The 24,817-nt window shown below is 64.8% G+C and carries 27 protein-coding genes and 1 tRNA gene; 21 read left to right on the forward strand and 7 right to left on the reverse strand.

The genetic code is table 11. The annotated features are described in order from the left end of the window. A complete protein-coding gene (locus B6V72_RS08750) occupies positions 1 to 663 on the reverse strand; it encodes a TetR/AcrR family transcriptional regulator (protein WP_088721845.1) in 663 nt (220 codons plus the stop codon). Between the two features lie 127 nt (positions 664 to 790). On the opposite strand from B6V72_RS08750, the gene B6V72_RS08755 reads away from it, so the two are divergent. The 8 genes from B6V72_RS08755 to B6V72_RS08790 all read left to right on the forward strand — a co-directional run bounded on the left by B6V72_RS08755 (position 791) and on the right by B6V72_RS08790 (position 8,251). Then, positions 791 to 2,041: a Zn-dependent hydrolase gene (locus B6V72_RS08755; protein ID WP_088735343.1), complete on the forward strand. Its 1,251-nt coding sequence runs from the start codon at positions 791 to 793 to the stop codon at positions 2,039 to 2,041. A 102-nt stretch (positions 2,042 to 2,143) separates the two neighbouring features. Further along, on the forward strand, positions 2,144 to 3,595 hold the full coding sequence (gene hydA, locus B6V72_RS08760) for a dihydropyrimidinase (RefSeq protein ID WP_075774374.1): 1,452 nt from the start codon (positions 2,144 to 2,146) through the stop codon (positions 3,593 to 3,595). A 6-nt stretch (positions 3,596 to 3,601) separates the two neighbouring features. Then, positions 3,602 to 4,024 carry a VOC family protein gene (locus B6V72_RS08765; RefSeq protein WP_075774375.1) on the forward strand — a complete coding sequence of 141 codons (423 nt, stop codon included), beginning with the start codon at positions 3,602 to 3,604 and terminating at the stop codon, positions 4,022 to 4,024. Beyond that, complete coding sequence (locus B6V72_RS08770) at positions 4,021 to 4,809, forward strand: ABC transporter ATP-binding protein (RefSeq protein ID WP_075774376.1); 789 nt, start codon at positions 4,021 to 4,023, stop codon at positions 4,807 to 4,809. Before B6V72_RS08765 ends, B6V72_RS08770 begins: the two co-directional genes overlap by 4 nt. A 102-nt stretch (positions 4,810 to 4,911) precedes the next feature. Next, a complete protein-coding gene (locus B6V72_RS08775; protein WP_075774377.1) occupies positions 4,912 to 5,775 on the forward strand; it encodes an ABC transporter permease in 864 nt (287 codons plus the stop codon). Beyond that, positions 5,772 to 6,620, forward strand: coding sequence for an ABC transporter permease (locus B6V72_RS08780; RefSeq protein ID WP_088735344.1), 849 nt, complete (start codon positions 5,772 to 5,774; stop codon positions 6,618 to 6,620). The genes B6V72_RS08775 and B6V72_RS08780 overlap by 4 nt, the downstream gene beginning before the upstream one ends. A 71-nt stretch (positions 6,621 to 6,691) precedes the next feature. Continuing rightward, complete coding sequence (locus B6V72_RS08785) at positions 6,692 to 7,678, forward strand: ABC transporter substrate-binding protein (RefSeq protein WP_088735345.1); 987 nt, start codon at positions 6,692 to 6,694, stop codon at positions 7,676 to 7,678. Positions 7,679 to 7,786: 108 nt separating this feature from the next. After that, the gene (locus B6V72_RS08790; protein WP_088735346.1) at positions 7,787 to 8,251 is read left to right on the forward strand and encodes a hypothetical protein; all 465 of its coding nucleotides are present in this window, start codon (positions 7,787 to 7,789) and stop codon (positions 8,249 to 8,251) included. A 44-nt stretch (positions 8,252 to 8,295) separates the two neighbouring features. Here B6V72_RS08790 and B6V72_RS08795 read toward each other — a convergent pair whose 3' ends face one another. Beyond that, positions 8,296 to 9,459: a mechanosensitive ion channel family protein gene (locus B6V72_RS08795; RefSeq protein ID WP_088718961.1), complete on the reverse strand. Its 1,164-nt coding sequence runs from the start codon at positions 9,457 to 9,459 to the stop codon at positions 8,296 to 8,298. Positions 9,460 to 9,628: 169 nt separating this feature from the next. Between B6V72_RS08795 and B6V72_RS19170 the strand changes: the two genes are divergently transcribed. From B6V72_RS19170 to B6V72_RS08825, 7 genes are all read left to right on the forward strand, one after another. Next, entirely contained in the window at positions 9,629 to 9,796 is a 168-nt protein-coding gene (locus tag B6V72_RS19170) for a hypothetical protein (RefSeq protein ID WP_157771568.1), read from the forward strand. Positions 9,797 to 9,871: 75 nt separating this feature from the next. Continuing rightward, complete coding sequence (locus B6V72_RS08800) at positions 9,872 to 11,230, forward strand: helix-turn-helix transcriptional regulator (RefSeq protein WP_088735347.1); 1,359 nt, start codon at positions 9,872 to 9,874, stop codon at positions 11,228 to 11,230. 51 nt (positions 11,231 to 11,281) lie between these two features. Further along, positions 11,282 to 11,677, forward strand: coding sequence for a response regulator (locus tag B6V72_RS08805; protein WP_075774383.1), 396 nt, complete (start codon positions 11,282 to 11,284; stop codon positions 11,675 to 11,677). Then, on the forward strand, positions 11,677 to 12,018 hold the full coding sequence (locus B6V72_RS08810) for a hypothetical protein (RefSeq protein WP_233243029.1): 342 nt from the start codon (positions 11,677 to 11,679) through the stop codon (positions 12,016 to 12,018). Before B6V72_RS08805 ends, B6V72_RS08810 begins: the two co-directional genes overlap by 1 nt. A 1-nt stretch (position 12,019) precedes the next feature. Then, entirely contained in the window at positions 12,020 to 14,746 is a 2,727-nt protein-coding gene (locus tag B6V72_RS08815; RefSeq protein WP_075774384.1) for an ATP-binding protein, read from the forward strand. Positions 14,747 to 14,827: 81 nt separating this feature from the next. After that, positions 14,828 to 15,493 carry a hypothetical protein gene (locus B6V72_RS08820; protein WP_088735348.1) on the forward strand — a complete coding sequence of 222 codons (666 nt, stop codon included), beginning with the start codon at positions 14,828 to 14,830 and terminating at the stop codon, positions 15,491 to 15,493. Beyond that, a complete protein-coding gene (locus B6V72_RS08825; protein WP_088735349.1) occupies positions 15,481 to 15,801 on the forward strand; it encodes a hypothetical protein in 321 nt (106 codons plus the stop codon). Before B6V72_RS08820 ends, B6V72_RS08825 begins: the two co-directional genes overlap by 13 nt. Before the next feature lie 41 nt (positions 15,802 to 15,842). Here the strand turns inward: B6V72_RS08825 and B6V72_RS08830 are convergent, their stop codons facing one another. Both B6V72_RS08830 and B6V72_RS08835 read right to left on the reverse strand, forming a co-directional pair. Further along, entirely contained in the window at positions 15,843 to 16,343 is a 501-nt protein-coding gene (locus B6V72_RS08830) for a DUF6691 family protein (protein WP_240496906.1), read from the reverse strand. Then, positions 16,343 to 16,768: a YeeE/YedE thiosulfate transporter family protein gene (locus B6V72_RS08835; protein WP_075774387.1), complete on the reverse strand. Its 426-nt coding sequence runs from the start codon at positions 16,766 to 16,768 to the stop codon at positions 16,343 to 16,345. Before B6V72_RS08835 ends, B6V72_RS08830 begins: the two co-directional genes overlap by 1 nt. Positions 16,769 to 16,966: 198 nt before the next feature. Here B6V72_RS08835 and B6V72_RS08840 point away from each other — a divergent pair, with 198 nt between their 5' ends. Both B6V72_RS08840 and B6V72_RS08845 read left to right on the forward strand, forming a co-directional pair. Continuing rightward, positions 16,967 to 17,305 carry a TraR/DksA family transcriptional regulator gene (locus tag B6V72_RS08840; RefSeq protein ID WP_075774388.1) on the forward strand — a complete coding sequence of 113 codons (339 nt, stop codon included), beginning with the start codon at positions 16,967 to 16,969 and terminating at the stop codon, positions 17,303 to 17,305. 155 nt (positions 17,306 to 17,460) lie between these two features. Continuing rightward, the gene (locus B6V72_RS08845) at positions 17,461 to 19,458 is read left to right on the forward strand and encodes an enoyl-CoA hydratase/isomerase family protein (protein ID WP_168173028.1); all 1,998 of its coding nucleotides are present in this window, start codon (positions 17,461 to 17,463) and stop codon (positions 19,456 to 19,458) included. Between the two features lie 27 nt (positions 19,459 to 19,485). On the opposite strand, the gene B6V72_RS08850 is transcribed toward B6V72_RS08845, so the two are convergent. After that, a complete protein-coding gene (locus B6V72_RS08850; protein ID WP_075774390.1) occupies positions 19,486 to 19,701 on the reverse strand; it encodes a hypothetical protein in 216 nt (71 codons plus the stop codon). Between the two features lie 204 nt (positions 19,702 to 19,905). Here B6V72_RS08850 and B6V72_RS08855 point away from each other — a divergent pair, with 204 nt between their 5' ends. Further along, on the forward strand, positions 19,906 to 20,157 hold the full coding sequence (locus B6V72_RS08855) for a DUF2312 domain-containing protein (protein ID WP_075774391.1): 252 nt from the start codon (positions 19,906 to 19,908) through the stop codon (positions 20,155 to 20,157). 46 nt (positions 20,158 to 20,203) lie between these two features. Here the strand turns inward: B6V72_RS08855 and B6V72_RS08860 are convergent, their stop codons facing one another. Next, positions 20,204 to 21,079 carry a hypothetical protein gene (locus B6V72_RS08860; RefSeq protein WP_075774392.1) on the reverse strand — a complete coding sequence of 292 codons (876 nt, stop codon included), beginning with the start codon at positions 21,077 to 21,079 and terminating at the stop codon, positions 20,204 to 20,206. 277 nt (positions 21,080 to 21,356) lie between these two features. Between B6V72_RS08860 and B6V72_RS08865 the strand changes: the two genes are divergently transcribed. The 3 genes from B6V72_RS08865 to B6V72_RS08875 all read left to right on the forward strand — a co-directional run bounded on the left by B6V72_RS08865 (position 21,357) and on the right by B6V72_RS08875 (position 24,280). Next, entirely contained in the window at positions 21,357 to 22,919 is a 1,563-nt protein-coding gene (locus B6V72_RS08865; RefSeq protein WP_088726141.1) for an iron ABC transporter permease, read from the forward strand. A 48-nt stretch (positions 22,920 to 22,967) separates the two neighbouring features. Next, positions 22,968 to 23,043: transfer RNA gene (locus B6V72_RS08870), tRNA-Thr, on the forward strand. A gap of 61 nt (positions 23,044 to 23,104) precedes the next feature. Further along, positions 23,105 to 24,280 (forward strand): DUF6538 domain-containing protein, encoded by a 1,176-nt coding sequence (locus B6V72_RS08875; RefSeq protein ID WP_088735350.1) that lies wholly within the window; start codon positions 23,105 to 23,107, stop codon positions 24,278 to 24,280. A 75-nt stretch (positions 24,281 to 24,355) separates the two neighbouring features. Here the strand turns inward: B6V72_RS08875 and B6V72_RS08880 are convergent, their stop codons facing one another. Then, positions 24,356 to 24,568 (reverse strand): hypothetical protein, encoded by a 213-nt coding sequence (locus tag B6V72_RS08880; protein ID WP_088735351.1) that lies wholly within the window; start codon positions 24,566 to 24,568, stop codon positions 24,356 to 24,358. Positions 24,569 to 24,817 lie beyond the last annotated feature (249 nt).

Here is a 24,817-nt window from a genome sequence, read left to right on the forward strand (position 1 = left end):
TCAGCTCACGCCGATCCCGCGCAACACGATGCTTTTTACGCAGGTCTTCGCGTCTTCCCACTGAGCGTCGTTCAGTGGGGCGCCGCCGTTCAAGGTCTCGATCTGATGCGAGAAATCGGCATAGTGCTGGGTGGTGGCCCAGAGCATGTAGAGAAGGTGATGGGGATCGACCTTGGCCATTTTGCCTTCCGCAATCCAGCGCTCGATGATGACCGCGCGGCCCTCGGTCCAGTCGCGGAGCGTGGTCTCGAGGTAGTCCTGAATGACCGGCGCGCCATGCATCACCTCCGACGCCCAGACCTTCGAGCCGTTCGGGTGATTGCGCGAAATCTCCATTTTGGCGTCGATATAGGCACCGATCCCCTCGGCGGGGCCGCTTGCCGCGTCGAACACATCCGCCGCTTCCAGCCAGATGTTGAAAATGCGCTCTACGACCCGGCGATAGAGCGATTCCTTCGTCTCGAAATAGTAATGGAGATTGGCTTTCGGCAGCCCCGCCACATCCGCGATCAGTTGCATCGTGGCGCCGCCGAATCCGGCCTCCGCGAAGACCCGCTCGGCAGCTTTCAGGATCGACTCTTCGGTAGCGCGCCGGGCCTCGGCCCGACTGCCGCGGCTCGCTTGCCCATTTTTTGAGCGCCTGCCGCTCTCATCATCTTTCATTCGAACTGCGTCCTGATTTTTGTTGACCGAATGGTCAGACCGTGGCCCACTCAACCTGACCATACGGTCAGAAAAAGATTCGTCGCAAGAGGGGATAACCCCCACGCAGCCGACAGGGAGTAATGAAATGTCAGCACCCGGAGAAAACCTCCGCATCAATCCCGATCGCCTTTGGGACAGTCTCATGGAGATGGCCAAGATCGGTCCCGGCGTCGCCGGGGGCAATAATCGCCAAACCCTTACCGATGCGGATGCCGAAGGCCGCGCACTGTTCCAGAAATGGTGCGAAGATGCCGGCATGACGATGGGCGTCGACACGATGGGCAACATGTTCGCCACCCGCGCAGGCGAAGACCCCGATGCGCTGCCGGTCTACATGGGCAGCCACCTCGACACGCAGCCCACGGGCGGTAAGTACGACGGCGTCCTCGGTGTGCTCGGCGCGCTGGAGGCGGTGCGCTCGATGAACGATCTGGGCATCAAGACCAAGCACCCGATCGTCGTGACGAACTGGACCAACGAAGAGGGCACGCGCTTCGCCCCGGCGATGCTGGCCTCGGGCGTTTTCGCGGGCGTTCACACGCAGGACTGGGCTTACGATCGCGAGGACGCGGAAGGCAAGAAGTTCGGCGACGAACTGAAACGCATCGGCTGGGTAGGCGACGAAGAGGTCGGTGCGCGCAAGATGCACGCGATGTTCGAACTGCATATCGAGCAGGGCCCGATCCTCGAGGCAGAGGGCAAGGATATCGGCGTCGTCACGCATGGGCAGGGCCTCAGCTGGACCCAAGTGACGATCACCGGCAAGGACGCGCATACCGGCTCCACCCCGATGCCGATGCGCAAGAATGCGGGTCTCGGAATGGCGCGCGTGCTGGAACTGGTCGACGAGATCGCCTGGTCGCACAAGCCCCACGCGGTGGGCGCCGCGGGCCATATCGACATCTACCCGAATTCGCGTAACGTGATCCCGGGCAAAGCCGTGTTCACCGTCGATTTCCGCTCGCCCGATCTGAGCGTGATCCAAGACATGGAAAAGCGACTGCGCGAGGGAGCGAAGAAAATCTGCGACGAGATGGGCCTTGAGGTGGAGTTCGAGAAGACCGGCGGGTTCGACCCGGTCACGTTCGATCCGACCTGCGTGAGCGCCGTGCGCAGCGCAGCCGAGCGTCTGGGCTATTCGCATCGCGACATCATTTCGGGCGCGGGCCACGATGCCTGCTGGATCAACGCGGTCGCGCCGACGGCGATGGTGATGTGCCCCTGCGTCGACGGGCTGAGCCATAACGAGGCCGAGGATATCTCCAAGGACTGGGCGAGCGCGGGTGCCGATGTGCTGTTCCACGCCGTGCTGGAAACCGCAGAAATCGTAAGCTGAGACGGGCGGAGCAGGGGGCGCGGCCCCCTGAGGCGCTCGCGCGCCCAGCCCCCGGAATACTTGAAATAATCGAAGGCGGAAGACCTTCGTGGGAGGTAAAACATGACCAAAGTCATCAAGAACGGAACCATCGTCACCGCGGATCTGACCTATAAGGCGGATGTGCTGATCGACAGCGGCAAGATCATCGAGATCGGCCCGAACCTGAAAGGCGACGAAGAGATCGACGCGACCGGCTGCTATGTGATGCCGGGCGGGATCGATCCGCATACCCACCTGGAGATGCCCTTCATGGGCACCTATTCCAGCGACGATTTCGAGAGCGGTACCCGCGCCGCGCTGGCCGGCGGCACCACGATGGTCGTCGATTTCGCGCTGCCCGCACCGGGCGAGGGCTTGCTGGAGGCGCTCAAGCGCTGGGACAACAAATCGACGCGCGCGCATTGCGACTATTCTTTCCACATGGCGATCACCTGGTGGAGCGAGCAGGTCTTCAACGAGATGAAGCAGGTCACTGAGCGCGGCATCAATACCTTCAAGCACTTCATGGCCTATAAGGGCGCGCTGATGGTGAACGATGACGAGCTTTATTCGAGCTTCAAGCGCTGCGCCGAGCTGGGGGCGATCCCGTTGGTTCATGCCGAGAACGGCGACGTCGTGGCCGAACTGTCTGCGAAGCTGCTGGCCGAAGGGAATAACGGCCCCGAGGGACACGCCTATTCGCGCCCGCCGCAGGTCGAGGGCGAGGCCACCAACCGCGCGATCATGATCGCCGATATGGCAGGCGTGCCGCTCTATGTCGTGCACACCTCCTGCGAGGAAAGCCACGAAGCGATCCGCCGCGCCAAGATGCAGGGCAAGCGCGTCTGGGGCGAGCCGCTGATCCAGCACCTCACGCTCGACGAGTCCGAGTATTTCGACAAGGACTGGGATCACGCCGCGCGCCGCGTGATGTCGCCGCCCTTCCGCAACAAGCAGCATCAGGACAGCCTCTGGGCGGGTCTCGCCTCGGGCTCGCTCTCGGTTGTCGCGACCGATCACTGCGCCTTCTCGACCGAGCAGAAGCGCTATGGCGTGGGCGATTTCACCAAGATCCCGAACGGCACCGGCGGTCTGGAAGACCGGATGCCGATGCTCTGGACCTACGGGGTCGAGACCGGCCGGATCACGATGAACGAATTCGTGGCCGTCACCTCGACCAACATCGCGAAGATCCTCAACGTCTATCCGAAGAAGGGCGCAGTTCTCGTCGGCGCGGATGCCGACCTCGTGGTCTGGGATCCGGAGGCGACCAAGACGATCTCGGCCGAGACCCAGCAATCCGCCATCGATTACAACGTGTTCGAAGGCAAGGAGGTCAAGGGCTTGCCACGCTACACGCTCAGCCGCGGTGTCGTCGCCTGGGCGGATGGCAAGATCCACACGCCCGAGGGCCACGGCGAATTCGTCGCCCGCGATCCGGGCATGCCGGTGACCAAGGCTCTGTCCACCTGGAAAGAGCTCACCGCGCCGCGTCCGGTGGAGCGCAGCGGTATCCCGGCGACCGGGGTATAAGGCGCTATGGCGGCCCCGGTCAGTTCCGGCGTCTTGGAGGCTGCGGTCTATGTCGAGGATCTCGACAAGACCGAAGCCTTCTACGGCGGGCTGCTGGGGCTTGATCGGATAACCCGTCGAGACGGGCGACATGTCTTTTTTCGCTGTGGCGACAGCGTGATCCTGACCTTCATCGCTCAGGCCACGCGTGAGCCACCCGATCCCGAGGCGGCGCTGCCGGTCCCCCCGCATGGTGCGGTCGGACCCGGGCATGTATGCCTCGCGGCGGACGCGGAACAACTCAACGAATGGGAACGACATTTGAGGGACAACAACGTGGAGATTGAGGCCGACTTCTATTGGCCGAACGGGGCGCGATCGATCTATCTGCGCGACCCGGCGGGAAATAGCGTCGAGATCGCGGACAAAACCCTGTGGAGGCGCGGATGACGGACGCACCGGTAATTCAGGCCCGCGGGCTCGACCTGACCTTCCAGACCAATGACGGTCCGGTTCACGCGCTCAAGGATATCGATCTCGATATCGAGAAGGGCGAATTCGTGAGCTTCATCGGCCCCTCGGGCTGCGGCAAGACCACCTTCCTGCGCTGCATCGCGGCGCTGGAAACGCCCACGGGCGGGGCGCTGACCGTGAACGGAATCTCGCCCGAGGAAGCCCGCAAGGCGCGCAGCTACGGCTACGTGTTCCAGGCGGCCGGGCTTTACCCTTGGCGCACGATTGCGGGAAATGTGAAACTTCCGCTGGAAATCATGGGCTATTCCAAGGCGCAGCAGCAAGAGCGCGTTGAAAAAGTGCTCTCTCTGGTGGATCTCGAAGGCTTCGGGAAGAAGTTCCCATGGCAGCTTTCGGGGGGGATGCAGCAGCGCGCCTCGATCGCGCGGGCGCTGGCCTTCGACGCCGAGATCCTGCTGATGGACGAACCTTTCGGCGCGCTGGACGAGATCGTGCGCGACAAGCTCAACGAGGAGCTTCTCAAGCTCTGGTCGGCCACGAACAAGACGATCGGGTTCGTGACCCACTCGATCCCGGAAGCGGTGTATCTCTCGACCAAAATCGTGGTGATGTCGCCCCGTCCGGGTCGCATCCACGAGGTGATCGAGAGCACGCTGCCGAACGGCCCGCGTCCGCTCGATATCCGCGACAGCGAGGAATTCCTGCATATCGCACACCGGGTGCGCGAAGGGCTGCGAGCGGGGCATGCCTATGATGAATGACGCTATGACCCCGACCCCGGAAGGGGGGCTGTCTGCCCCCCTCAGGCTGCGCCATTCACTCCCCGAGGATATTTCGGCCAAGCCGACGGGGAGGGCGGTCTCATGAAAATGGTGGCACCCGTTCTGACGGTTCTGGCCGCGATCCTGCTGCTTTGGTACGCCGCGACCGTCTGGATGAATTCGCAATGGACCTACGACCAGGCCGCACGGGCCGGAGAAGAGGTCACGTTCTCCGAGCTTGTCACCGACACGCTGACCCAGAAACGTCCCGTTCTGCCCGCCCCGCATCAGGTGGCTGTCGGCCTTTGGGAAGGCGTGGCCGGGCAGAAGATTACCTCCAAGCGGAGCCTCGTCTTCCACGGCTGGATCACGCTGTCGGCGACGCTTGCGGGTTTCGCACTCGGCACCGGTCTGGGCATTCTGCTGGCGGTGGGGATCACCCATAGCCGCGCGATGGACCTGAGCGTCATGCCCTGGGCGATCGCGAGCCAGACGATCCCGATCCTCGCCATTGCGCCGATGGTGATTGTGGTGCTGGCGAGCCTCGGGGTAACGGGGCTTCTGCCCAAGGCGATCATCGCGGCATATCTCAGTTTCTTCCCCGTGCTCGTCGGCATGGTGAAGGGACTCCGCGCGCCCGATCACATGCAACTCGACCTGCTGAAGACCTATAATGCGAGCCAGGGCGCAACCTTCTGGAAGCTGCGGTTGCCGTCGTCGATGCCTTACCTCTTCGCCTCGCTGAAAGTGGGCGTGGCGGCGAGCCTCGTCGGCACGATCGTGGCCGAACTGCCGGCGGGCGCGACCCGAGGGCTTGGCGCGCGGCTTCTGTCGGGCAGCTATTACGGGCAGACGGTGCAGATCTGGTCCGCTCTGTTCGCGGCGGCGGCGCTGGCTGCGATCCTCGTGGTGGTGGTCGGCATCATCGAACAGATCACGCTCAAGCGGATGGGGATGGTGCAATGAGCTGGCTTATTTTCGCAATCGTCTTCTGGCTGGCGGCCTGGGCGCTCAACACCTGGCTTGCCCGCCATCATGGCTCGGAGCGTTGGGCGCGTTTCCTGATCCCGGCCTTGTTCGGCATCACCCTCCTGCTTCTGTGGGAAGGTCTGGTTCGAGGTCTGAATATCAGCCCGGTGATCCTGCCCGCGCCGAGTCAGATCGCGGCGAGCCTGATGGCCTCGACTGCGGTGCTGCGCGAGGATTTCGTGCAGACCATCCTGAAAGGCGCGCTGTCGGGCTATGTCATCGGCTGTGGTGCCGCCGTGGGCGTGGCGATCCTGATCGACCGCTCGCCCTTCCTGCAACGCGGGCTGCTGCCGATCGGGAACTTCGTCGCGGCCCTGCCGATCGTCGGGATCGCGCCGATCCTCGTGATGTGGTTCGGCTTCGACTGGCAGTCCAAAGCGGCGGTCGTCGTGGTTATGGTCTTCTTCCCCGTCCTCGTGAACATGGTGGCGGGGCTGGCGGCCACGAATGCGCTGCAGCGCGACCTGATGGCGACCTATTCCGCAAGCTATTGGCAGGGGCTTTTCAAGATGCGCCTGCCTGCGGCGATGCCCTTTCTCTTCAACGGGTTGAAGATCGCAACGACACTGGCTTTGATCGGTGCGATCGTTGCCGAATTTTTCGGCAGCCCGACGAAAGGAATGGGGTTTCGCATCTCGACCGCGGTGGGGCAGCTTGATCTGCCGCTCGTGTGGTCGGAAATTACCGTTGCGGCCCTCGCGGGCTCGGGCTTCTATGGGCTTGTCGCCCTGATCGAGAAGCTGGTGACTTTCTGGCACCCGTCGCAACGGGCCCGGACGTAAGGGCAAGGAAGAGCCTGAGAAAAACCCAAAATCCCGGGCGTAAAGATCCGGGGCCAACAGTGGAGTGAAAGATGAAGAAACTGATCGCAGGGGTGGCGGCTAGCCTCACCATGGCGGGGGCCGCCTGGGCCAACGAGGACGTGACGCTGCAGCTCAAATGGGTCACGCAGGCCCAGTTCGCAGGCTACTATGTCGCGCAGGACAAGGGCTTCTACGACGATGCGGGTCTCAAGGTGACCATCAAGCCGGGCGGCCCCGATATCGGCCCCGAGCAGGTGATCGCCGGCGGCGGCGCCGATGTCATCGTCGACTGGATGCCGGCGGCGCTGGCCGCGCGCGAGAAGGGGCTGCCGCTGGTGAATATCGCCCAGCCCTTCAAGAAGTCAGGCATGATGCTGACCTGCCTTAAGGAAAGCGGCATCAAGACCCCCGAGGACTTCCCGGGTCATACTTTGGGCGTCTGGTTCTTCGGGAACGAATACCCGTTCCTGAGCTGGATGAACCATCTGGGCATCTCCACAGAGGGTGGCGACGATGGCGTGACCGTTCTCAAGCAGGGCTTCAACGTCGATCCGCTGCTGCAAAAACAGGCGGCCTGTATCTCGACCATGACCTATAACGAGTATCTGCAGGTGCTCGAAGCCGGGATCCAGCCGGACCAGCTCGTCACCTTCAAATACGAAGACGAGGGCGTGGCGACGCTCGAGGACGGCCTCTACGTTCTCGAAGACAACCTCAAGGACCCGGCCTTCGTCGACAAGATGGCGAAATTCGTGAAGGCCTCGATGGAAGGCTGGAAATACGCCGAGGCGCATCCGGAGGAAGCCGCGCAGATCGTGCTCGACAATGACGAGACCGGTGCGCAGACGATGGAGCACCAGCTGGGCATGATGAAAGAGGTCTCGAAGCTGACCGCAGGCTCGAACGGCACGCTCGATCCCGCGGATTACGATCGCACCGTCGATGTTCTGATGTCGGGCGGCTCGGACCCGGTTATCACCAAGAAGCCGGAAGGCGCCTGGACCCATGACGTGACCGACAAGGCTGGCCTCGAATAAACGCGGCCCTGTTGCTGATGACGAAGCCCTCCGGTGCGCCGGAGGGCTTTTCCATGTTCGCGGTTTCTTAAGGGGAATCGGCTTTGGTGAGCGGCAGGAGGCAGTCGCATGGCCGATCGATCAATCACCGCGCAACGTGCGCGGGCTCGCGCCCGGGCTCGCAAGCGCCAGCAGCGCACGCACCCGGCCCTGATGGCGCTCTACTCGATCTTCGTGATCGGGTTTGCGGGCGCGCTGTTCTACCTCGCATGGAAAAGCCAGTTCGCGGCCCCGCCGAGCTATCTCTTCGATACGCCCACCCAGCCGATCGAGGCGGCCTATTGCCTCGCGGTGGTGCGGGGACTCTCGGGCGGGGGAAGCGGTGGCTATGTCGGAGAGGCGCAGGATTTCTGGCTGGAACGGTTGTTGGAATTCAGCGGCGACGTCGCAGGCAATATCGCGAAGGGGGAAGATGCGCTGGGACGTCATCTGGTTGGCAGGCCCGTACCGGATCGCCAATGGCTCGTCGATGCGATGGACAAATGTTCCAACCGCGCGGTGAATTACGGGGCGCATTTCGACGCGTTCGATTAGCGCGGAGATACGTGGACTCGAAGGAAGGCGCTTGAGAAACCTGTTCAGGGAGAGGGCGCGTCACTTGGTGGCGCGTCAGCCGAGGACGCCTCACCTGCGGGCCCCCCGAGGAATGCAGCTTCGGCCGGGGACAGATCGGCCCGGGTTCGGGGCAGGGCGTGCGGCATCTCGGCCTGAATCCACGCCACCAACTCCTCGCGGATATGGCAGCGCAGATCGAAGGTGCGCGGACCGTTGCGGGCGGAGGCGAGGATACGCACTTCCATTACCCGCTCGCGGAAATCGGTGACTTGCAGCGCGAAGACCTTGCCGTCCCACAATGGATCGGCACGGGCGATCTCTTCGGCTTTCGCGCGGATGGCGGCGATGTCGGCCGTGTGATCGAGGTAGATCATCACGGTGCCGATCAGTTCTGCGCTTTCGCGGGTCCAGTTCTGGAACGGCTGTTCGATGAAATAGCTCAGCGGCACCACCAGCCGCCGCCAATCCCAGACGCGGATGACGACATAGGTGGACGTGATTTCCTCCACATTGCCCCATTCGCCTTCGACGATTAGCGCGTCGTCGATCCGGATCGGTTGGGTCAGGGCAAGCTGGATGCCAGCGAAGAGGTTCTTCAGTACCGGTTGCAGCGCAAGGCCTACCACAAGGCCCGCCGCGCCACCCGCCGCGAGGAGCGACACGCCATATTGGCGTACGGCGGGGAAAGTCATCAGCGCCGTGGCGACCGCGATGATCACGATCATCACTTTGGCCACGCGCATCAGGATGCGGGTCTGGGTGACGTGCTTGCGCGCCAGCAGGTTGTCTTCCGCGTCGAGCTTGAAGCGCCGCAGATGGATCGTCGTCCAGATGTAGAGTGCGGTATAGGCAATCCATGCCAGACAGAGGATCAGCGCGACCAACAGGATATGCGTGATTGCACTGGTGACCGCAGCGCCGGCCGGGGCGACCCCGTTCGCGAGGCCGAGTGCCACGATCAGCAGTATCAGCCGCATCGGTCGCGCGCCGCGCGCCATCAGCGAGCGCCAGAACAGATCGCGATCGGCCACCGCGCGATTGAGCGCCGTGAACACCACCCGGAACAGCAGCAGAGCGAGCAGTGCCGCCGCGACATAGGTGATCAACGCCACCGCCCAGTCCGGCAGGAATTTCTGCGCCGTATCGATGGCGCTGGCCAGTTCGGTCTCGATCGTATCGGGCTCCATCCGCGTCTCCGCAATGCCACGCCTTTTTGCTGCGTTGCCGCATTGATGATGGCGCTTCGATCTGCGCTGTCAAATCGGCCTGGACATTGACGCAGATCATCGAGGCCGAAAGGCGGGAATGTAGAATGACATTCGGGAAAACATCCCGTTCCGAGCACTGGAGGGAGCTATGAGACACCGCTTTTCTGCAACCATCGCGCAGCTTGCAGCCCTATTCGCGCTGGTCGCCTTCGCGGGCTGTACGCAGCTTGAGCGCGACATCGGGGAATGCGAGCCGGGCGTCGCGGGGATGTCCGGTATGGCCACGGTCGCCCCGTCGGGCGTGGGAACCTGCTGAAGGGCGTGTAAAACGCTGTAAAATGATTTTCTTCTCCTGCACTTGCCTGTAAAAGCGAGGGCAGGAGTATCGCACATGGCCCGTTCCGCACTCACTGGCACCCGCATTCGCGAGCGGCGCACTTCGCTCGGTTTGAAACAGGCTGACCTCGCGCGGGCCGCCGGAATTTCCGCCGCCTATCTCAACCTGATCGAGCACAACCGCCGCCGCGTCAGCGATGCCTTGATCGAGCGGATCGCGAGCGCGATGGGCATTGATCCGGTCACGCTGGGCGAGGGGGCGGAGGGGGCGCTGTTCGCAGGGTTGCGCGAGGCGGCGGCGTCGGTGGAGCTGGCCGAGGCCGGCGAGGCTGGCAGCGCCGCGACTGTCAGCCAGCTTGCGCCCGACCTCGACCGGATCGAGGAATTCGTGGGCCGCTTTCCCGCCTGGGCCGCGCTTCTGGTGAACCGTCAGGCGCGGCTGGCCGAATTGGAGCGCGTCGTCGAGACCTATGCAGAGCGCATGGCCCAGGACCCGTTCCTGCTGACCTCGCTTCACGAGGTGCTCTCGGCTGTGACGTCGCTGCGCTCTACCGCTGCGATCCTTGTCGAGACCGAGGATATCGAGCCAGAATGGCGCGCGCGGTTTCTCAACACGATCCAGGAAGAAAGCCTGCGCCTTTCGGGGACGGCGGAGGCCTTGGTCGGCTATCTCGACGAGATGGAAACCGCCGAGACCGGTCTGTCCTCGCCGCAGGAACAGGTGGAGGCGTGGCTCGAGGCGCGCGGCTGGCATTTCCCGGAACTCGAGGGGGACGGGACCGATCCGGCCGAGCTGATCGCGGGCGCGCCGGAATTGGCCTCCGCGGCGGCTCGGGAATTGGCGCGCAACCATCTGCGGCGGCAGGCGGAGGATGCGCGTGCGCTGCCGTTCGATCCGCTGCTGGCGGCGCTGGCCGAGCTCGGGCCCGATCCGGGGGGCTTGGCCGCGCGCTTCGCGGTGCCGCTCGCGCAGGTGTTGCGGCGGCTCGCGGCGCTGCCGGCGGGCGCGCCGGGCTTGGGGCAGCCGGGGCTCGTGATCTGCGACGGCTCGGGCACGCTGACCTTCCGCCGCGCAGCGCCCGGATTCCTGTTGCCGCGCTTCGCCGCCGCCTGTCCCCTCTGGCCGCTCTACGAGGCGCTCGCGCGTCCGATGCAGCCGATCCGGGCGCTGGTCGACATGGCCGGGCGGCTGCCGCAACGCTTCCTGACATATGCAGTCTCCGAACCGCGCCCGACCGGCTTCGACGGACCCGTGCTGATGCGCGCGACGATGCTGATCCTGCCCGCGCCGCCGCAGAGCTCCGATGCCCCGGCGCGCCCGATCGGTGCGTCGTGCCGTATTTGCCCGCGTGACGACTGTCCGGGGCGGCGCGAGCCCTCGATCGTCGCGGATGCATCGGCGGAGCGGGCGTGAGGGTTTGACAGGGCGCGACACGGTGGCGATAGTCGGGTGAGGGGGATGGCTATGGCGCAAAGACAGGTGCTGTTGATCGAGGACGAGCCGCATATCGCGGAAGCGATCCGGTTCATCCTGACGCGTGCCGGCTGGACGGTGTCGGTGCTCGAAGACGGCGCGCGGGCAATGGCGCGCATCACCGGCGATCCGCCAGATGCAATCATCCTCGACCTGATGTTGCCGGGGCGGTCCGGTCTCGAAATCCTTGCCGATATGCGCGCGGATGCCGCGCTGCGTGATCTGCCGGTTCTGATGCTCAGCGCGCGCGGGCAGGGACGCGACCGCGATGCCGCGACCCGCGCCGGGGCGACGGCCTTCCTCGCCAAACCTTTTGCCAATGGCGACGTGCTCGATCAGCTCGAGGCGATCACCGGCGGGGGCGCGGCGCGCCGGGAGCCCGCCTGATGCCGCAGACGGGCCAGCCGCTCTTTCTTGCCCGCCGTTCCTATCGCCGCCGCCGCCTGATGGATGCGGCGCGGCTGTTGCCGCTCGTCGGGCTCGTGCTGATCCTGATCCCGGGCCTGTGGCATCCGGCGCAGACCCCGATGCCCGATACCGGTCGTGGAGGGCTCTACCTGTTTGGGGTCTGGATCGCCCTGATCGTCGCGGCCTTCGCGATCGCCCGCGGGCTTGGCCCGGTGCTCGATGCAGAGGATGTGGCCGAAGGCACGGCCAACGCGGACGACGACCGGATGGACGCCGCCTCCACACGCCGCGCGCCGGACGCGCCGCCGCCGGAGGGCTGAGATGCCCTTCAATAATCTCGTCGCGGTCTGCCTGACCTATGTGATCGTGCTCTTCTCGGTGGCCTTCGTCGCGGAACGCCGTGCAGAGCGCCGCCGTCTGCGATTTCTGCGCTCGCCGGTGATCTACACGCTCTCGCTCTCGATCTACTGTACCGCATGGACGTTCTACGGCGCCGTCGGCTACGCGGCGCGCTCGGGGCTGGAATTCCTGACCATCTACCTCGGCCCGACGCTTGTCTTCGTCGGCTGGTGGTGGGTGTTGCGCAAGCTCGTGCGGATCGGGCGCACCCATCGCGTGACTTCGATTGCGGACCTGATTTCCAGCCGCTACGGGAAATCGAACACGCTGGGCGTCATCGTTACGCTGATGTCGGTCGCCGCCGCCACGCCTTATATCGCGCTGCAGCTGCAATCGGTGACGCTGAGCTTCGGCGTCTTCGCCGCCGGGACGCCCGAGGGCTGGGCATTGCCCGATCAAGGGGCGACGGCGCTGTGGATCGCGGGCGGGCTCGCGATCTTCACAATTCTCTTCGGCACCCGAAACCTCGATGCGAACGAGCGTCACCATGGTGTTGTCACCGCCATCGCGCTGGAGGCGGTGGTGAAGCTGGTCGCGCTGGTCGCGGTGGGCGTTTTCGTCGTCTGGGGCCTGGGCGGCGGGCCGATGGACATGCTTGCCCGGATCGACGCGTCGAAAATCGCGGAGTGGAATCTCAACCCGGGGCGCTTCGCTGGGCTGACCTTCGTCTCCGCCGCCGCGATCCTGACCTTGCCGCGCATGTTTCAGGTGCTGGTCGTGGAGAACGTGGACGAGCGGCACCTCGCCACCGCAAGCTGGGCCTTTCCGGCCTATCTGATGCTGATGAGCCTCTTCGTCGTGCCGATCGCGGTGATGGGGCTGGAGCGTATGCCCGAGGGCGCGAACCCCGATCTGTTCGTCCTCACGCTGCCGCTGTCCGAAGGGCAGGGGAAGCTGGCGCTGCTGGCCTTCTTGGGTGGGTTTTCCTCGGCCACGTCGATGGTGATCGTCGCGGCGATTGCGCTCGCGACAATGGTCTCGAACCATATCGTGACGCCGCTTTGGCTCGCGCTGCGCCGGGAAGGGCCGCGCGCCCAAGGCGATGTGCGCGGGTTGGTTCTAGCGTCGCGCCGGGTCTCGATCATCGCTGTGCTGGCGATGGGCTATGCCTATTACCGGATGTCGGGGGGCTCCGAGGCGCTGGCGGCGATTGGCTTGATCGCATTCGTGGGCGCGGCGCAGGTTCTGCCAGCGTTGATCGGCGGCATCTTCTGGCGCGGCGCGACCCATGTGGGCGCGGCGGCGGGGCTGGTGATCGGCTTCGCGCTCTGGGCCTATACGCTGTTCCTGCCGTCGGTGGGCGATGCCGGGCTGATACCGCAGATCGTTCTCGATCACGGCCTCTTCGGGTTCGAATGGCTGCGCCCGCATGCTTTGTTCGGGATCGCGGGGCTCGACCCGCTGCTGCATGCGCTGTTCTGGTCTCTGCTGTTCAACACGCTGGCCTTCCTGATCTTCTCGATGCTGTCCTTCCCCGGCCCGATGGAGCGGCTGCAGGGCGTGGCGTTTGTCAATATCTACGACCAGAGCCCCGCCGCGCGATCCTGGGTGCAAGGCGGTGCCGAGGCCGAGGACCTGCTGTCGATGTCGCAGCGCATTCTGGGCGCCGAGCCTGCGCAACATTTCTTTCAGGCGCAGGCGGCGGGGCAGGGCAAGGCCGGGTTCCTGCCCGACACCACGCCCGATTTCCTCGCCCGTCTGGAGCGGAAGCTGGCAGGCTCGGTCGGTGCCTCGACGGCGCATGCGATGATCGCGCAGCTCACCGGGGGCACCTCCGTGTCGATGCAAGATCTGATCGCGGTGGCGGGCGAGACGGCGGAAGCGAAGGAATACACCGCGCGGCTAGAGGCGAAATCCGAGGAGCTGGCCCGGGTTGCGCGTGCGCTGCGCGAGGCCAATGACAAGCTGCAGGATCTGTCGGTGCAGAAGGACAGCTTCCTCAGCCAGATCAGTCACGAGCTGCGCACGCCCATGACCTCGATCCGGGCGTTTTCCGAGATTCTGATGGAGCCCGATCTGCCGGATTCGATGCGCGCACAATATGCCGAGATCATCCATGAAGAAGCGCGCCGCCTGACGCGTCTGCTGGATGATCTGCTCGACCTGTCCGTGCTGGAAAACCGTCGCGCGCAGCTCAATGTCTCGGTCGCCAATCTGCACGACCTGATCAACCGCGCGGTGCAATCGGCCTCCTCGACGCGGCCCGAACGGACATTCCGCATCGAGCGCGATTTCCCGACCGAGCATATGCCGATCTTCACCGATGCCGACCGGTTGGTTCAGGTCATGATCAACCTGATCTCGAACGCGCGCAAGTATTGCGATGCCGAGAAGGCGGTGCTGCGGATCGAGGTGAAGCGCCGCGGCAAGCGGGTGCAGATCGATTTCATCGACAACGGCGCGGGGATTCCGAAAAAGAGCCAAAAGCTGATCTTCGAGAAATTCGCCCGCTTGACCGACCAAAGCCGCGCCGGTAGCGCGGGGCTCGGGCTCGCGATTTGCCGCGAGATCATGTCCAATCTGGGTGGCACGATTGACTATGTGCCGGGGCAGGGCGGGGCCGCGTTCCGCATAACCCTTCCACTCCGGCGCAGTGATCTGCGCGCACCCTCCGACGAGGCTTCCGAGAGCGCAACGCTTTCACGCTAAGACGCGATCGCCGTAGCATTTGAAACGGTTTGTAAACCTCGACCTGCCAAAGCTGGGAAAGAGACCCCGAAAGCGGGGCGGATGGAGGTCATGGTTCACGAGCGCGAGACATCGGTGCTGCGGCGTAAGACCGAGGCGGCGAAGACGGGTGCGGGCACGGCCCCGATCACCGCTGCCCGTGCGGTGACGCTCGCGCTGTCCAAGGCCGCGCAGGACAGGCTTGATCTACCGTTGCAGGTCACTGCGATCGAAGAGGTGATGCGGTCGCTCGCCGATTTGCCGGAGATGCTCGAAGACCTGTCACTGCTTGCGGTGATCGAAGGGCCGGCGGAGGCGCTCGGCGTCCTCGCACTTCCGCCCGCCACTTTGGCGACGCTGATCGAGATGCAGACGATGGGGCGGTTCGGCAAGACCATGCCCGCCCCGCGGAAACCCACCCGGATCGATGCTGCGATCGCCGCCGATTTCGTCGATGCGGTGCTGGCCGAGATCGAGGAGGCCCTGATCAGCGAGCCGGCTATTTCATGGGCCGGGGGCTTCCGCTTCGCCTCGCATCTCGACGACCCCCGTCCGCTCGGCTTGCTGCTGGAAGATGTCAGCTATCGTGTCTGGACGGCAGAGCTCAGCTTCGGCGCGACGGGCGAACGCAGCGGCGGTTTCCTCTGGAGCGGATCGCGCTCGAGGCGCAGGGGCGGCGCAAGCTCTCGCTCGCCCGGCTTGGGCAAAGCCACGGCATGCGGGCGCTGAGGCTGTGTGACGCGGAAGCTGCGGGGGCTGCTGGCGCACAAGGGGTGGGGGCGTTCGATGCCGGAGTGTCACCCTATGCGGAGGCGCCGACGCCGGACGATCTGCCCGGCCTGTCCCGCCTCGGCGACCCGTTCGATCCTGCTTACGACGCGGAAGAAGGGGGGAATGCCGTTCACGCCTCGGAGCCGCGCGGCTTAGTCGGGCTTGCCCCGGATATGGATTTCGGGGAGCCGCTCGATCTCGACACGCTCGCGCCATCGCAAGACGAGGAGGAGCTAACACCGCTGAAGATTCAGTCGGGCCTGTGACCACAGGCGCCTCGAAAGCTGCCGACGGAAGCGCGGTAGCTTTACGCGCCACGCGCCGCCGGGGGTGTGGCCGTCTCGTTGGTCCCGTTCTCGCAGGGCGGCACCTCCAGCGTGCTGCGATCCAGCATGCTCAGCCAGACTTTCGCCCGTGGCGCCAGCGCCATGCCGACCCCCATGGCGATCAGGAACAGCCAGCCTTCCCAGCCATTGAAGGAGAGCGAGCCCATCGCGGGGCCGGGGCACAGCCCGGCAAGGCCCCAACCCGCGCCGAACAGGAGCGAGCCGAGCACGAGGTTGCGGTCCACCAGCCGCGGGAACGGCCCCGGCATCGGCGAGCCCAGCATCGAGGTTTCGCGCCGCTTCGCGAAGATCCAGACGAAGGCCATCACGCTCACCGCGCCGCCCATCACGAAGGCCAGCGTCGGGTCCCAGTCGCCGAACACGTCGAGCCAGCCCTGCACCTTTTTCGTGTCGACCATGCCCGCCACGAGGAGACCCGCGCCGAACAACCCGCCCGACAGGAACGCGAAGACGTTGCGCATCAGATCACTCCCAGAAAATGCCGGAAGATCACGAGGACCAGCGCGCCTCCCAGCAGGTAGAAGGCGGTGGCGACGATGCCGCGCAGCGAAAATCGCGAGATACCGCAGACGCCGTGGCCCGAGGTGCAGCCGTTCGCGATCCGCGTGCCAAGACCCACCATCAGGCCCGCCGCGACGATGACCCAGACCGATGTCGTCATATGGGTGTCGACCGTCTTGTAGAGCGGCACGAGCAGCGGCGGCACCGCGATCAGCCCGCCGAGGAAGGCTACGCGTTCAGACACGGTTTCGCGGCCCGACCCATCGACGAGCCCGCCGACGATGCCGCTCGCGCCCATGATCCGGCCGTTGACCAGCAGAAACAGGCCGGCGCCGGCGCCGATCATAAGGCCCCCGACGAGGCCCCAAATCCAATCTTGATGCATGAGCTCTCCCCGTGCTCCATTTCGGATCGAACGGGCTCTCCGTCCGGAACCCGTCACGGTCCGGATGCTAGCCCTCGCGCCTGCGAGGGCGCAAGCACGTTGATATCTGCATATGTGCGTGAATGCGACCGGTTGATTTGCGTCAAAGCGAAGGAACGCTTGCCCGATTAGCTGGTTGTATCGATCAAGGAGGACAGGATGAAGTCAACTGAAACGCGCAAGAACGAACTCGAAGCCCGGCGGGCCCAACTCTCGGAGCGGATGGCACAGGTCGAATCCGAACTTGAGGGGCACGAGGAAAAGGATTGGGACGACGCCGCGATCGAGCATGAGAGCGACGAGGTTCTCGAAGACCTCGGGCAGTCGGCGCAGTCCGAGATGCGCGCGATCGACGCGGCCCTGGCCCGGATCGAAGCGGGCGAATACGGCTATTGCGTCACCTGCGGCGAGCGTATCGACGAAGCGCGGCTCGATCTGCTGCCTGCGACGCCGTTCTGCCGCGAGCACGCGCCGGGCGCAAAGGCACCCCGCCAGTAACGTGAAGCGCATTCTTTGTACGGTGCAGGAGGAGCTCGATGCCCCTGCACCTCCCCTGTGGGAATGCGCGTTTTCCCTTTTGTTTTGAACCTGCTTCGCTTTAAACTTCGCGCGGCGGCGCATCGCACGGGATGTCCCGTAACAAGTGGGGGACGATGGCGAAACGGGTTAAATTCCGTACACAGGACGGGCTGGCTTGGCTGACGCTTGCAGCGCTTGACGATCAGGGCGCGCGGGCGGGTATCACCGCCGAGATGCGCCAGGCGATCGGCGGTGTGCTGGACCGGGTCGCGGGTGACAGCAGCCTTCGCGGTCTGGTTTTGCAGGGTGGGGCGTCGGGCTGGCCCTGCGCGCCTGATCCGCTGGAGGATTTCGACGAAATCTCGCCGCGCGCCGGGAAGGGCGACGCGGTGCCGAGCCTGTCGGAACTGTGTCGTCGGCTCGGAGCGCTCGACCTGCCTGTGCTGGCGCGGCTCTCCGGCCGGATCGCGGGCGGTGCGATGGCGCTGGCGCAGGCCGCCGATCTGCGCATCGCCGATCCCGATACCTGTTTCGCGGCACCGGAATTCGCGCTTGGCGGCTTCGTCGGCGCGGGCGGTCTCGTGCGGCTTGCGCGGCGGATCGGTGGCGCGCGAGCGCTCGCGCTCGTGGCTGCCGGAGAAGAGGTAGAGGCTGAGCCCGCCCGGGCGCAGGGCCAATGCGACCTCGTGCTGGGCGCGACCGATCGCAGCCAGATAGCCGCCGCGCTCGATATGCTCATCGCCGAGGGCGTGCCGCGCACCGATACCGCGCTGGACGATCCCGCGGCCTATCTCAACGATCTCGCGCCGCTGCGTGCGCAGCTGGGGAAGGGGCCGCTTGCGCCAGTGGGTGCGCGGCTGTTCGAGGTGGTCGAGGGGACGCTGTTGCTGCCGCTCGACGAGGCGCTCGATGTCGAGTCGGTGGCGTTGCAGGATTTGCTCGACGCGCCGCTGTCACGGGCCTTGCGTCACGCCGCCCGGGTCACGCGCCGCGCCGCTCATCTGCCCGGGGAAGGTCATCCCACTGCACCGCCGCCGTTGCGGATCGGTCTGTGGGATCAGCCCGCCGGGATGGCGGGGGGCTTGCTCGCCGCCGGGCACGAGGTGGTGTTCGGGGCAACCGATCCCGCCGCGATCGAGACCGCCTTCGCCGATATCGCGCGCAAGCAGGAAGTCGCGGTGCAGAGCGGCAGCTTGTCGCCCGATACCCGCGAGGCCGATTGGGCGCGGCTTGGCGCGGCGATGACCCGCGAGGGACTATCTGGGTCGGATGCGATCATCGCGACGGGGACGGGGGCTTTCCCGGCCGCGCCGCTCAGCGCGCGCAATGCCGAGGACCTGCCCGAAGGCGCGGAGGAATTCGGGCTGCGCCGCACCGGCGATCTGTGCGAAATCGTGCCGCCCGACGGCGCGCTGCCTGCCGATCTCTACGCGATGGCAGGGTTGATGCGGCAGGGCGGGATGCAGGTTCTGCGCGGCGGTCCAGGCATAGGCGGTATCGCCGATCATCTGCGCCTGGCCTATATCGCCGCGGCAGAGCGGGCGGTGCTCGCAGGGGCTTCGGTCGCGCAGGTCGATGCCGCGATCCGCGAGGCAGGCGGCGCGCGTCCGCCGCTTGAACTGACCGACCGGCTAGGCATCGACGCCGTGCTAGAGGATTTCGCGCGGCTCCACCGTCCATTCGGTCCGCTGTTGAGTTTGCTCGCGCTCGATGCCGCGGCGAAAGGCGCGGGGCAAAAGGGCTTCTACGATTGGAGCGAGGGCTCGCCACGCCCGGTGCCCGATCAGGCAGAGGCGCTGGCAGCGTTGCGCGACGAGGCGGGGATCGTGCCGCGTCGCCTCTCGAATGCGCGCATCCGCGCGCGGATATTGGCCGAGCTTGCCAATTGTGGCGCGGAGCTGTTGCAGCACGCACAGGCGCATCGGGCCGGCGATATCGACGTCGCGGCGCGCCACGTGCTGGGCTTTGCGCCACAGATGGGCGGGGTGATGTTCGCCGCCGACCGCGCCGGGCTTCTCGCCACGCGCAAGCTGCTGCGCGAACTGGTCGAAGAGGGCGCCCCCGAGCCGGTCACGCTGTGGGATGTGTTGATCCGTAACGGGAAGTGCTTCGCCGATCTCGACGACGCGTGAGGCGAGGCGCCCGTCGGACGGGGCACCTCAGCCGAGGAAGATGCCTAGCACCACCATCATCAGCCCGATCACCGACACGAACAGCGCGCCCATATTGATCGCAATGATCTTTTGCAGCCGTGCGCGCAGTTCCTCGTCGGGCAGGCCCGCGCGTTTGGCGCTCGCCACTTTGACGATGCAATAGAGGATGCCGAACAGCCCGATCACCGAGACGACGGCCCCTGCCCAGATCAGATTTTCCATTGCGGCCTCCGAAAGTTGCGCGCGCCTGCCTAGCCCGTCGCGGGGGGTATGGCAAGAAAAACGCGGGCGCCTGTGTGATCGCGGGAAATCGCACAGGAAAAATCGGCTTGCGGAACCCGCCGATCCGCGCGCGCCGCCTCTTGATGCGCGCAGACGCTCGGGCTAGTCAGAGCGCCGACCCCCGATCGCAAGCAGGAGAGGCCCATGCCCAACGATGCCGCCTACAATGTCGCCGCCGACGAACTGCGCCAGTTCATCGAACAGTTCGAGAGCCTCGAAGCCGAGAAGAAAGACATCGCCGAGCAGCAGAAGGACATCATGTCCGAGGCCAAGGCCCGCGGTTACGACACCAAGGTGCTGAAGAAGATCGTCGCCCTGCGCAAACGCGACAAGGACGACGTGGCGGAGGAAGAAGCGATTCTCGACCTCTACAAATCCGCGCTGGGGATGGGCTGAGCGCCACCGCGCGCCGGGCGATGGTCCGGCGCGACCCGCCCTGTGCTCAGGGCGCGATGAATTCCACGCCGGGCATTCGCGCGATCGCGGCGACGTCGGCGTCGTATTGCGCGGTGATTTCCTCGACTAGTTCATCGGTCCAGCCCGGCAGCGGCGCCTCGATCTCGAGCGCTTCGGGCTTGGCGTATTTGTCGAGAAACGCCGCCACGATCTTGCGCCGATGCAGCACCGATTTCGGCGGGTTCGCGTCGAAATAGCTCCGCAACCGTTCGATCCCCTCTTCGGGCATGATCTGGCGCAGGACCATCATGTCGCCCTTGAGCGCCTGATCCTCCGGCAGCCCGCCGACAGAGCGCAGCACCTCGGGCCAGATCAGCGGCAGGTCCTCGTTGCACCAGATCACGAAGCGCCGGCCGCCCGCGGCCTCCACCATCTGTCGGATGAGCGGCTCCCAGCGCAGCTCGCGCGGGTCGTGGCCTTCCATGATCTGCTCATAGTTGCGCTTGGGTAGCCGCGCGACCAGTTGCGGGATCAGGCTCGCGGGGTTGATCAGCGCGAGGTGGAACTCGGTCTCCGCGTCGGGAAACAGGTTCGCCAGCGGCGCGAGCTTGCTCGGCGCCATCGCGTAGAACCCGCGCTTGGTGATCACCCGCTCGGGGATGCAGAGGAAGAATGCGTGGCTGAACACCAGCCGGTCGAGGACCGGCGCGTCGGTGCTCGCTTCGATGATCGCGTCCTGCACTTCCTGCGGGGCCGGTCCGCCTTTCAAAGAGACCAGCGCATCGCGCAGAACCATTCGGTAGCTGCGGGGCGCGGGCACGGCGATGCGATGAGATTCGAGAAGCCGATCATTGCTCGAAAGCGCGCCAACGATACGATCTTCATCGGTCGAATGCGCTCCGAGATGGAAAACGACTTTCATTCTGCGCGCCTCAATATCGTCTGCCGGGTCAAGCCCTTATTGTTGGCGCTCACTCTAGCCGCTCCGTTCTGGACAGGCAAACCCGTTTCGGGGTAGGAGGTCGGGACAATTCCGACAAAACTGATCGGGAAAGCCCGTGCCAAAATCCGCCCCATCCCTCCCGGCCCGCCCCATCTCTGCATCGCGCGGGCGCTTGCGTCCGGCTGGTGGGCTGTGGTCGCTCGGGGCCGTAGTGATCGCGGTGCTGGTGCTTGCGCCGATCCTGGCCGTTGGATGGATGGCGCTCGATCCGCGCGACAATATCTGGCCGCATCTGATCGCGACCGTGCTGCCGCGCTACCTGATCAACACGGCAGTGCTGACGGGCGGCGTGGGGCTTCTGGCATCCGCCATCGGGGCGGGGGCCGCGTGGCTCGTGGTGATGTATCGCTTTCCGGGGCATCGCATATTGCAATGGTTGCTCCTGCTGCCGCTCGCGATCCCGGCCTATGTCGGAGCCTACGCCCTCACCGATTTCCTCGACTATTCCGGCCCGGTGCAGACCGCCATGCGCGGCGCTTTCGGCTGGGCCTCGGCGCGCGATTACTGGTTTCCCGAAATCCGCTCGCGCGAGGCGGCGGTCGTCGTGCTGTCTGCCGCGCTGTACCCCTATATCTATTTGATCACCCGTGCGGCCCTGCGCGAGCAATCCGGCGCCAGCTACGAGGTCGCCCGCGCGCTCGGCACCGGGCCGTGGGGGCTGGTCTGGCGCGTAGGCCTGCCGCTCGCCCGTCCAGCCATCGCCGCAGGGGCCGCGATCGCCATGATGGAGACGGTGGCGGATTTCGGCGTCGTGGATCATTTCGGCGTGCAGACCCTGACCACGGGCATCTTCTCGACATGGCTTTCGGGCGGCAATGCAGGCGGGGCGGCGCAGCTCGCGCTGGTGATCCTCGGGATCGTGCTCGCGCTCCTTATGGTCGAGAAACTCTCGCGCCGTCGTGTCCAGTATTACCAAAGCGCGCGTCAGGCCCGTCCGGTTCAGGCGCAGCGCCTGAAGGGTGCGGCTGGCTGGGTGGCGACGCTAGCCTGCGTGCTCCCGGTGGCTTTGGGCTTCGTGCTGCCGGTCGCAGTGATGGGCGGGCATGCGCTCGCCAATCCCGAGGCGTGGTTCGGCCGGGGGCTCGGGCTCGCGCTATGGCACACGATCCTGACCGGGGGCGCGGCCGCTGCGATCACTGTGACGCTCGCGCTGTTCATGGTCTATGGGGTGCGCCTCTCGGGACAGCGCCTGCCGCGTGCCGTGCTGCCGCTGACGACACTCGGCTATGCCGCGCCGGGGGCTGTGCTGGCGGTCGGCATCCTGATCCCGCTCGCCGGTCTCGATCATGCGCTGGCCGACACCGTACTGGCGCTGACCGGCTATGATCCGGGCTTGCTGCTGACGGGCTCGGCCTTCGCGATCATCCTCGCCTATGTCGTGCGATTCTTCGCCATCGCCCAAGGCGCGAGCGACGCCGCCTTCGGGCGCGTGCCGCCATCGTTGCCGATGGCCGCGCGGTCTCTGGGGCGCACGCCAGGGGGCGTTCTGCGTAGCCTCTACCTGCCCCTGATGCGCGGGTCGGTCGGCTCGGCGCTGCTTCTGGTCTTCGTGGATTGCGTGAAGGAGCTGCCCGCGACGCTGCTGCTGCGCCCGTTCAACTTCGAGACGCTGGCCACGCGCACGCAGGAAAAGGCGAGCCTCGAGAATCTGGGCGATGCCTCCCCGGCCGCGCTTCTGGTCTGCGCGGTGGGCCTTGTCGCCGTCGCGATCCTCGCCCGCGCGGATGCGGCGCGCGCAGATCTTGCGCGTTCCCGCTGAGCGGCGTCTTGCACGAATTTCTCAGCCGCGCTATTGCGGGCCGGTCACGCCGGCGTAGCTCAGTTGGTAGAGCGTCTGATTTGTAATCAGGGGGTCGGGGGTTCGAGTCCCTCCGCCGGCACCACAGCATCAGTCAAGCCATTGATTAGCCTCAGCTTTGTCTCAAGATAGAGCGAGCGTAGAACATGGCGGAGAACAAAGCTGCACCCCACTCATTCGTCAAAGACGGCGTCTTCTACTTCGTTAGACGTGTGCCTAAGGATTTGTTGCACCACTACACGTCCCGAAAAATCTCCTATTCGTTGCGCACGAGGTCTGCCGCCGTTGCTACTTCACGCGCCCTCAGAGCGGCACAGCGGCTCGATGAACATTGGTATCATCTGCGGATCAAAGACAGCGACTTGCCCGGAAAGCACATGCTCCGCATGGCTCAGGCGCACGGTGCCGAGACTGTCCCTCTCACTGCCGCATCGCCAGTAGCCGAAACAGTGAAGCTCTCGGAGGCGGTTGGCATCTATCTGCGTCTCAAGGGGCAGGGGAGGCCAGTGACCTTCCACAGAGCTGCAGAGCGGTCCTGTGGCTATGTGATCGACGTCTGCGGGGACCGGGACATCACGGACTACAAGAAGGCTGATGCCAACGCTTTCCGCGATGACCTGATCAAGCGAAAGCTCGCTGGGAGTAGCATCACCCGCATCTTCGGGACCGTCCGAGCGGTGGTCAACTTCGCCGCAAGTGAACTCGGCATCGACATCAAGAACCCCTTCGGACACGTCTACTACGACCGGAACGCTGGTGTCGAAGACAGATCACCACTTCCGCTCGACGTGATACACACCCTGCAGGCAGAGTGCAGAAAGACTGATGATGACCTTCGCTGGCTGGTCGCACTGGTGTCCGACACTGGGATGCGGCTTGCCGAAGCTGCAGGGTTGCTCAAGGAAGATCTCAAGCTCGACGATCCCATTCCCCACGTGGTCATCCGAGAGCATCCGTGGCGACGGCTGAAAACAACCTCATCGGCTCGGATCGTGCCTCTTGTCGGCATGTCCCTTTGGGCAGCACAGCGAGTGCATGAACGCGTCCCAGACAGCGAGTTCGCCTTCCCGAGGTACAACCGCGACGACCGGACAAATGCGAACTCAGCAAGTGCGGCCCTGAACAAATGGATGAAGCCAAACGTCCCGAAGAAGTGTTCGATGCATAGCTTCCGTCATTCGATGCGGGACAGGCTTCGTGCGGTTGAGTGTCCTTCCGACATCGTTGACCAGATCGGAGGCTGGCAGGCCGAGGGTGTTGGGCAAGGCTACGGAAGAGGCTATCCGCTCGAAATCCTGCAGAAGTGGCTATCTCGTATTTAGTTCGCGGCTGATGGGCAGTGCATAATTCGCTAAAGCGCAGAGGAGGAATTTCTCCCCTGCTTTTCTTGATGTAAGTCAGGCGTTCAGTTCGGCCATACACGCCTCAAGTTCCGCTGCGTTTTGGCGAACGGCTTCGCCAAGGGTGCAGGTCTCACCAAGTTGCGAAACGAGAAACTCCAACGTATTAAGGTTTAATTCCAAAAGCTCGATGTCACGGAGGATGAGCCCGGTTGCGAGGTGCATTTCCCGTACGGCATCGATGTCGATTTTGTGGTTATTCGTTGCCATGGTTTGTCCTTTCGATTGAGGTAAAAGCGCTTCAGGCATCATGCCTGCAGCGGATCACAAGGTTTCTGTCATCGATGGTGGGACTTAATTTCCAGAGGAACTGCAGCGCCATGTTCTACGCTCGCTCCATCCTGAGATAAAGCTGAGGCTAATCAATGGCTTGACTGATGCTGTGGTGCCGGCGGAGTGGGTTTGTTTCCCGTTGCAGGCACCGCATCGGCCACAAGCCTCAGCGAAACGAGGGCTAAC

The organism is Thioclava sp. F34-6 (genome assembly GCF_002213235.1).
Classification (GTDB): domain Bacteria; phylum Pseudomonadota; class Alphaproteobacteria; order Rhodobacterales; family Rhodobacteraceae; genus Thioclava; species Thioclava nitratireducens.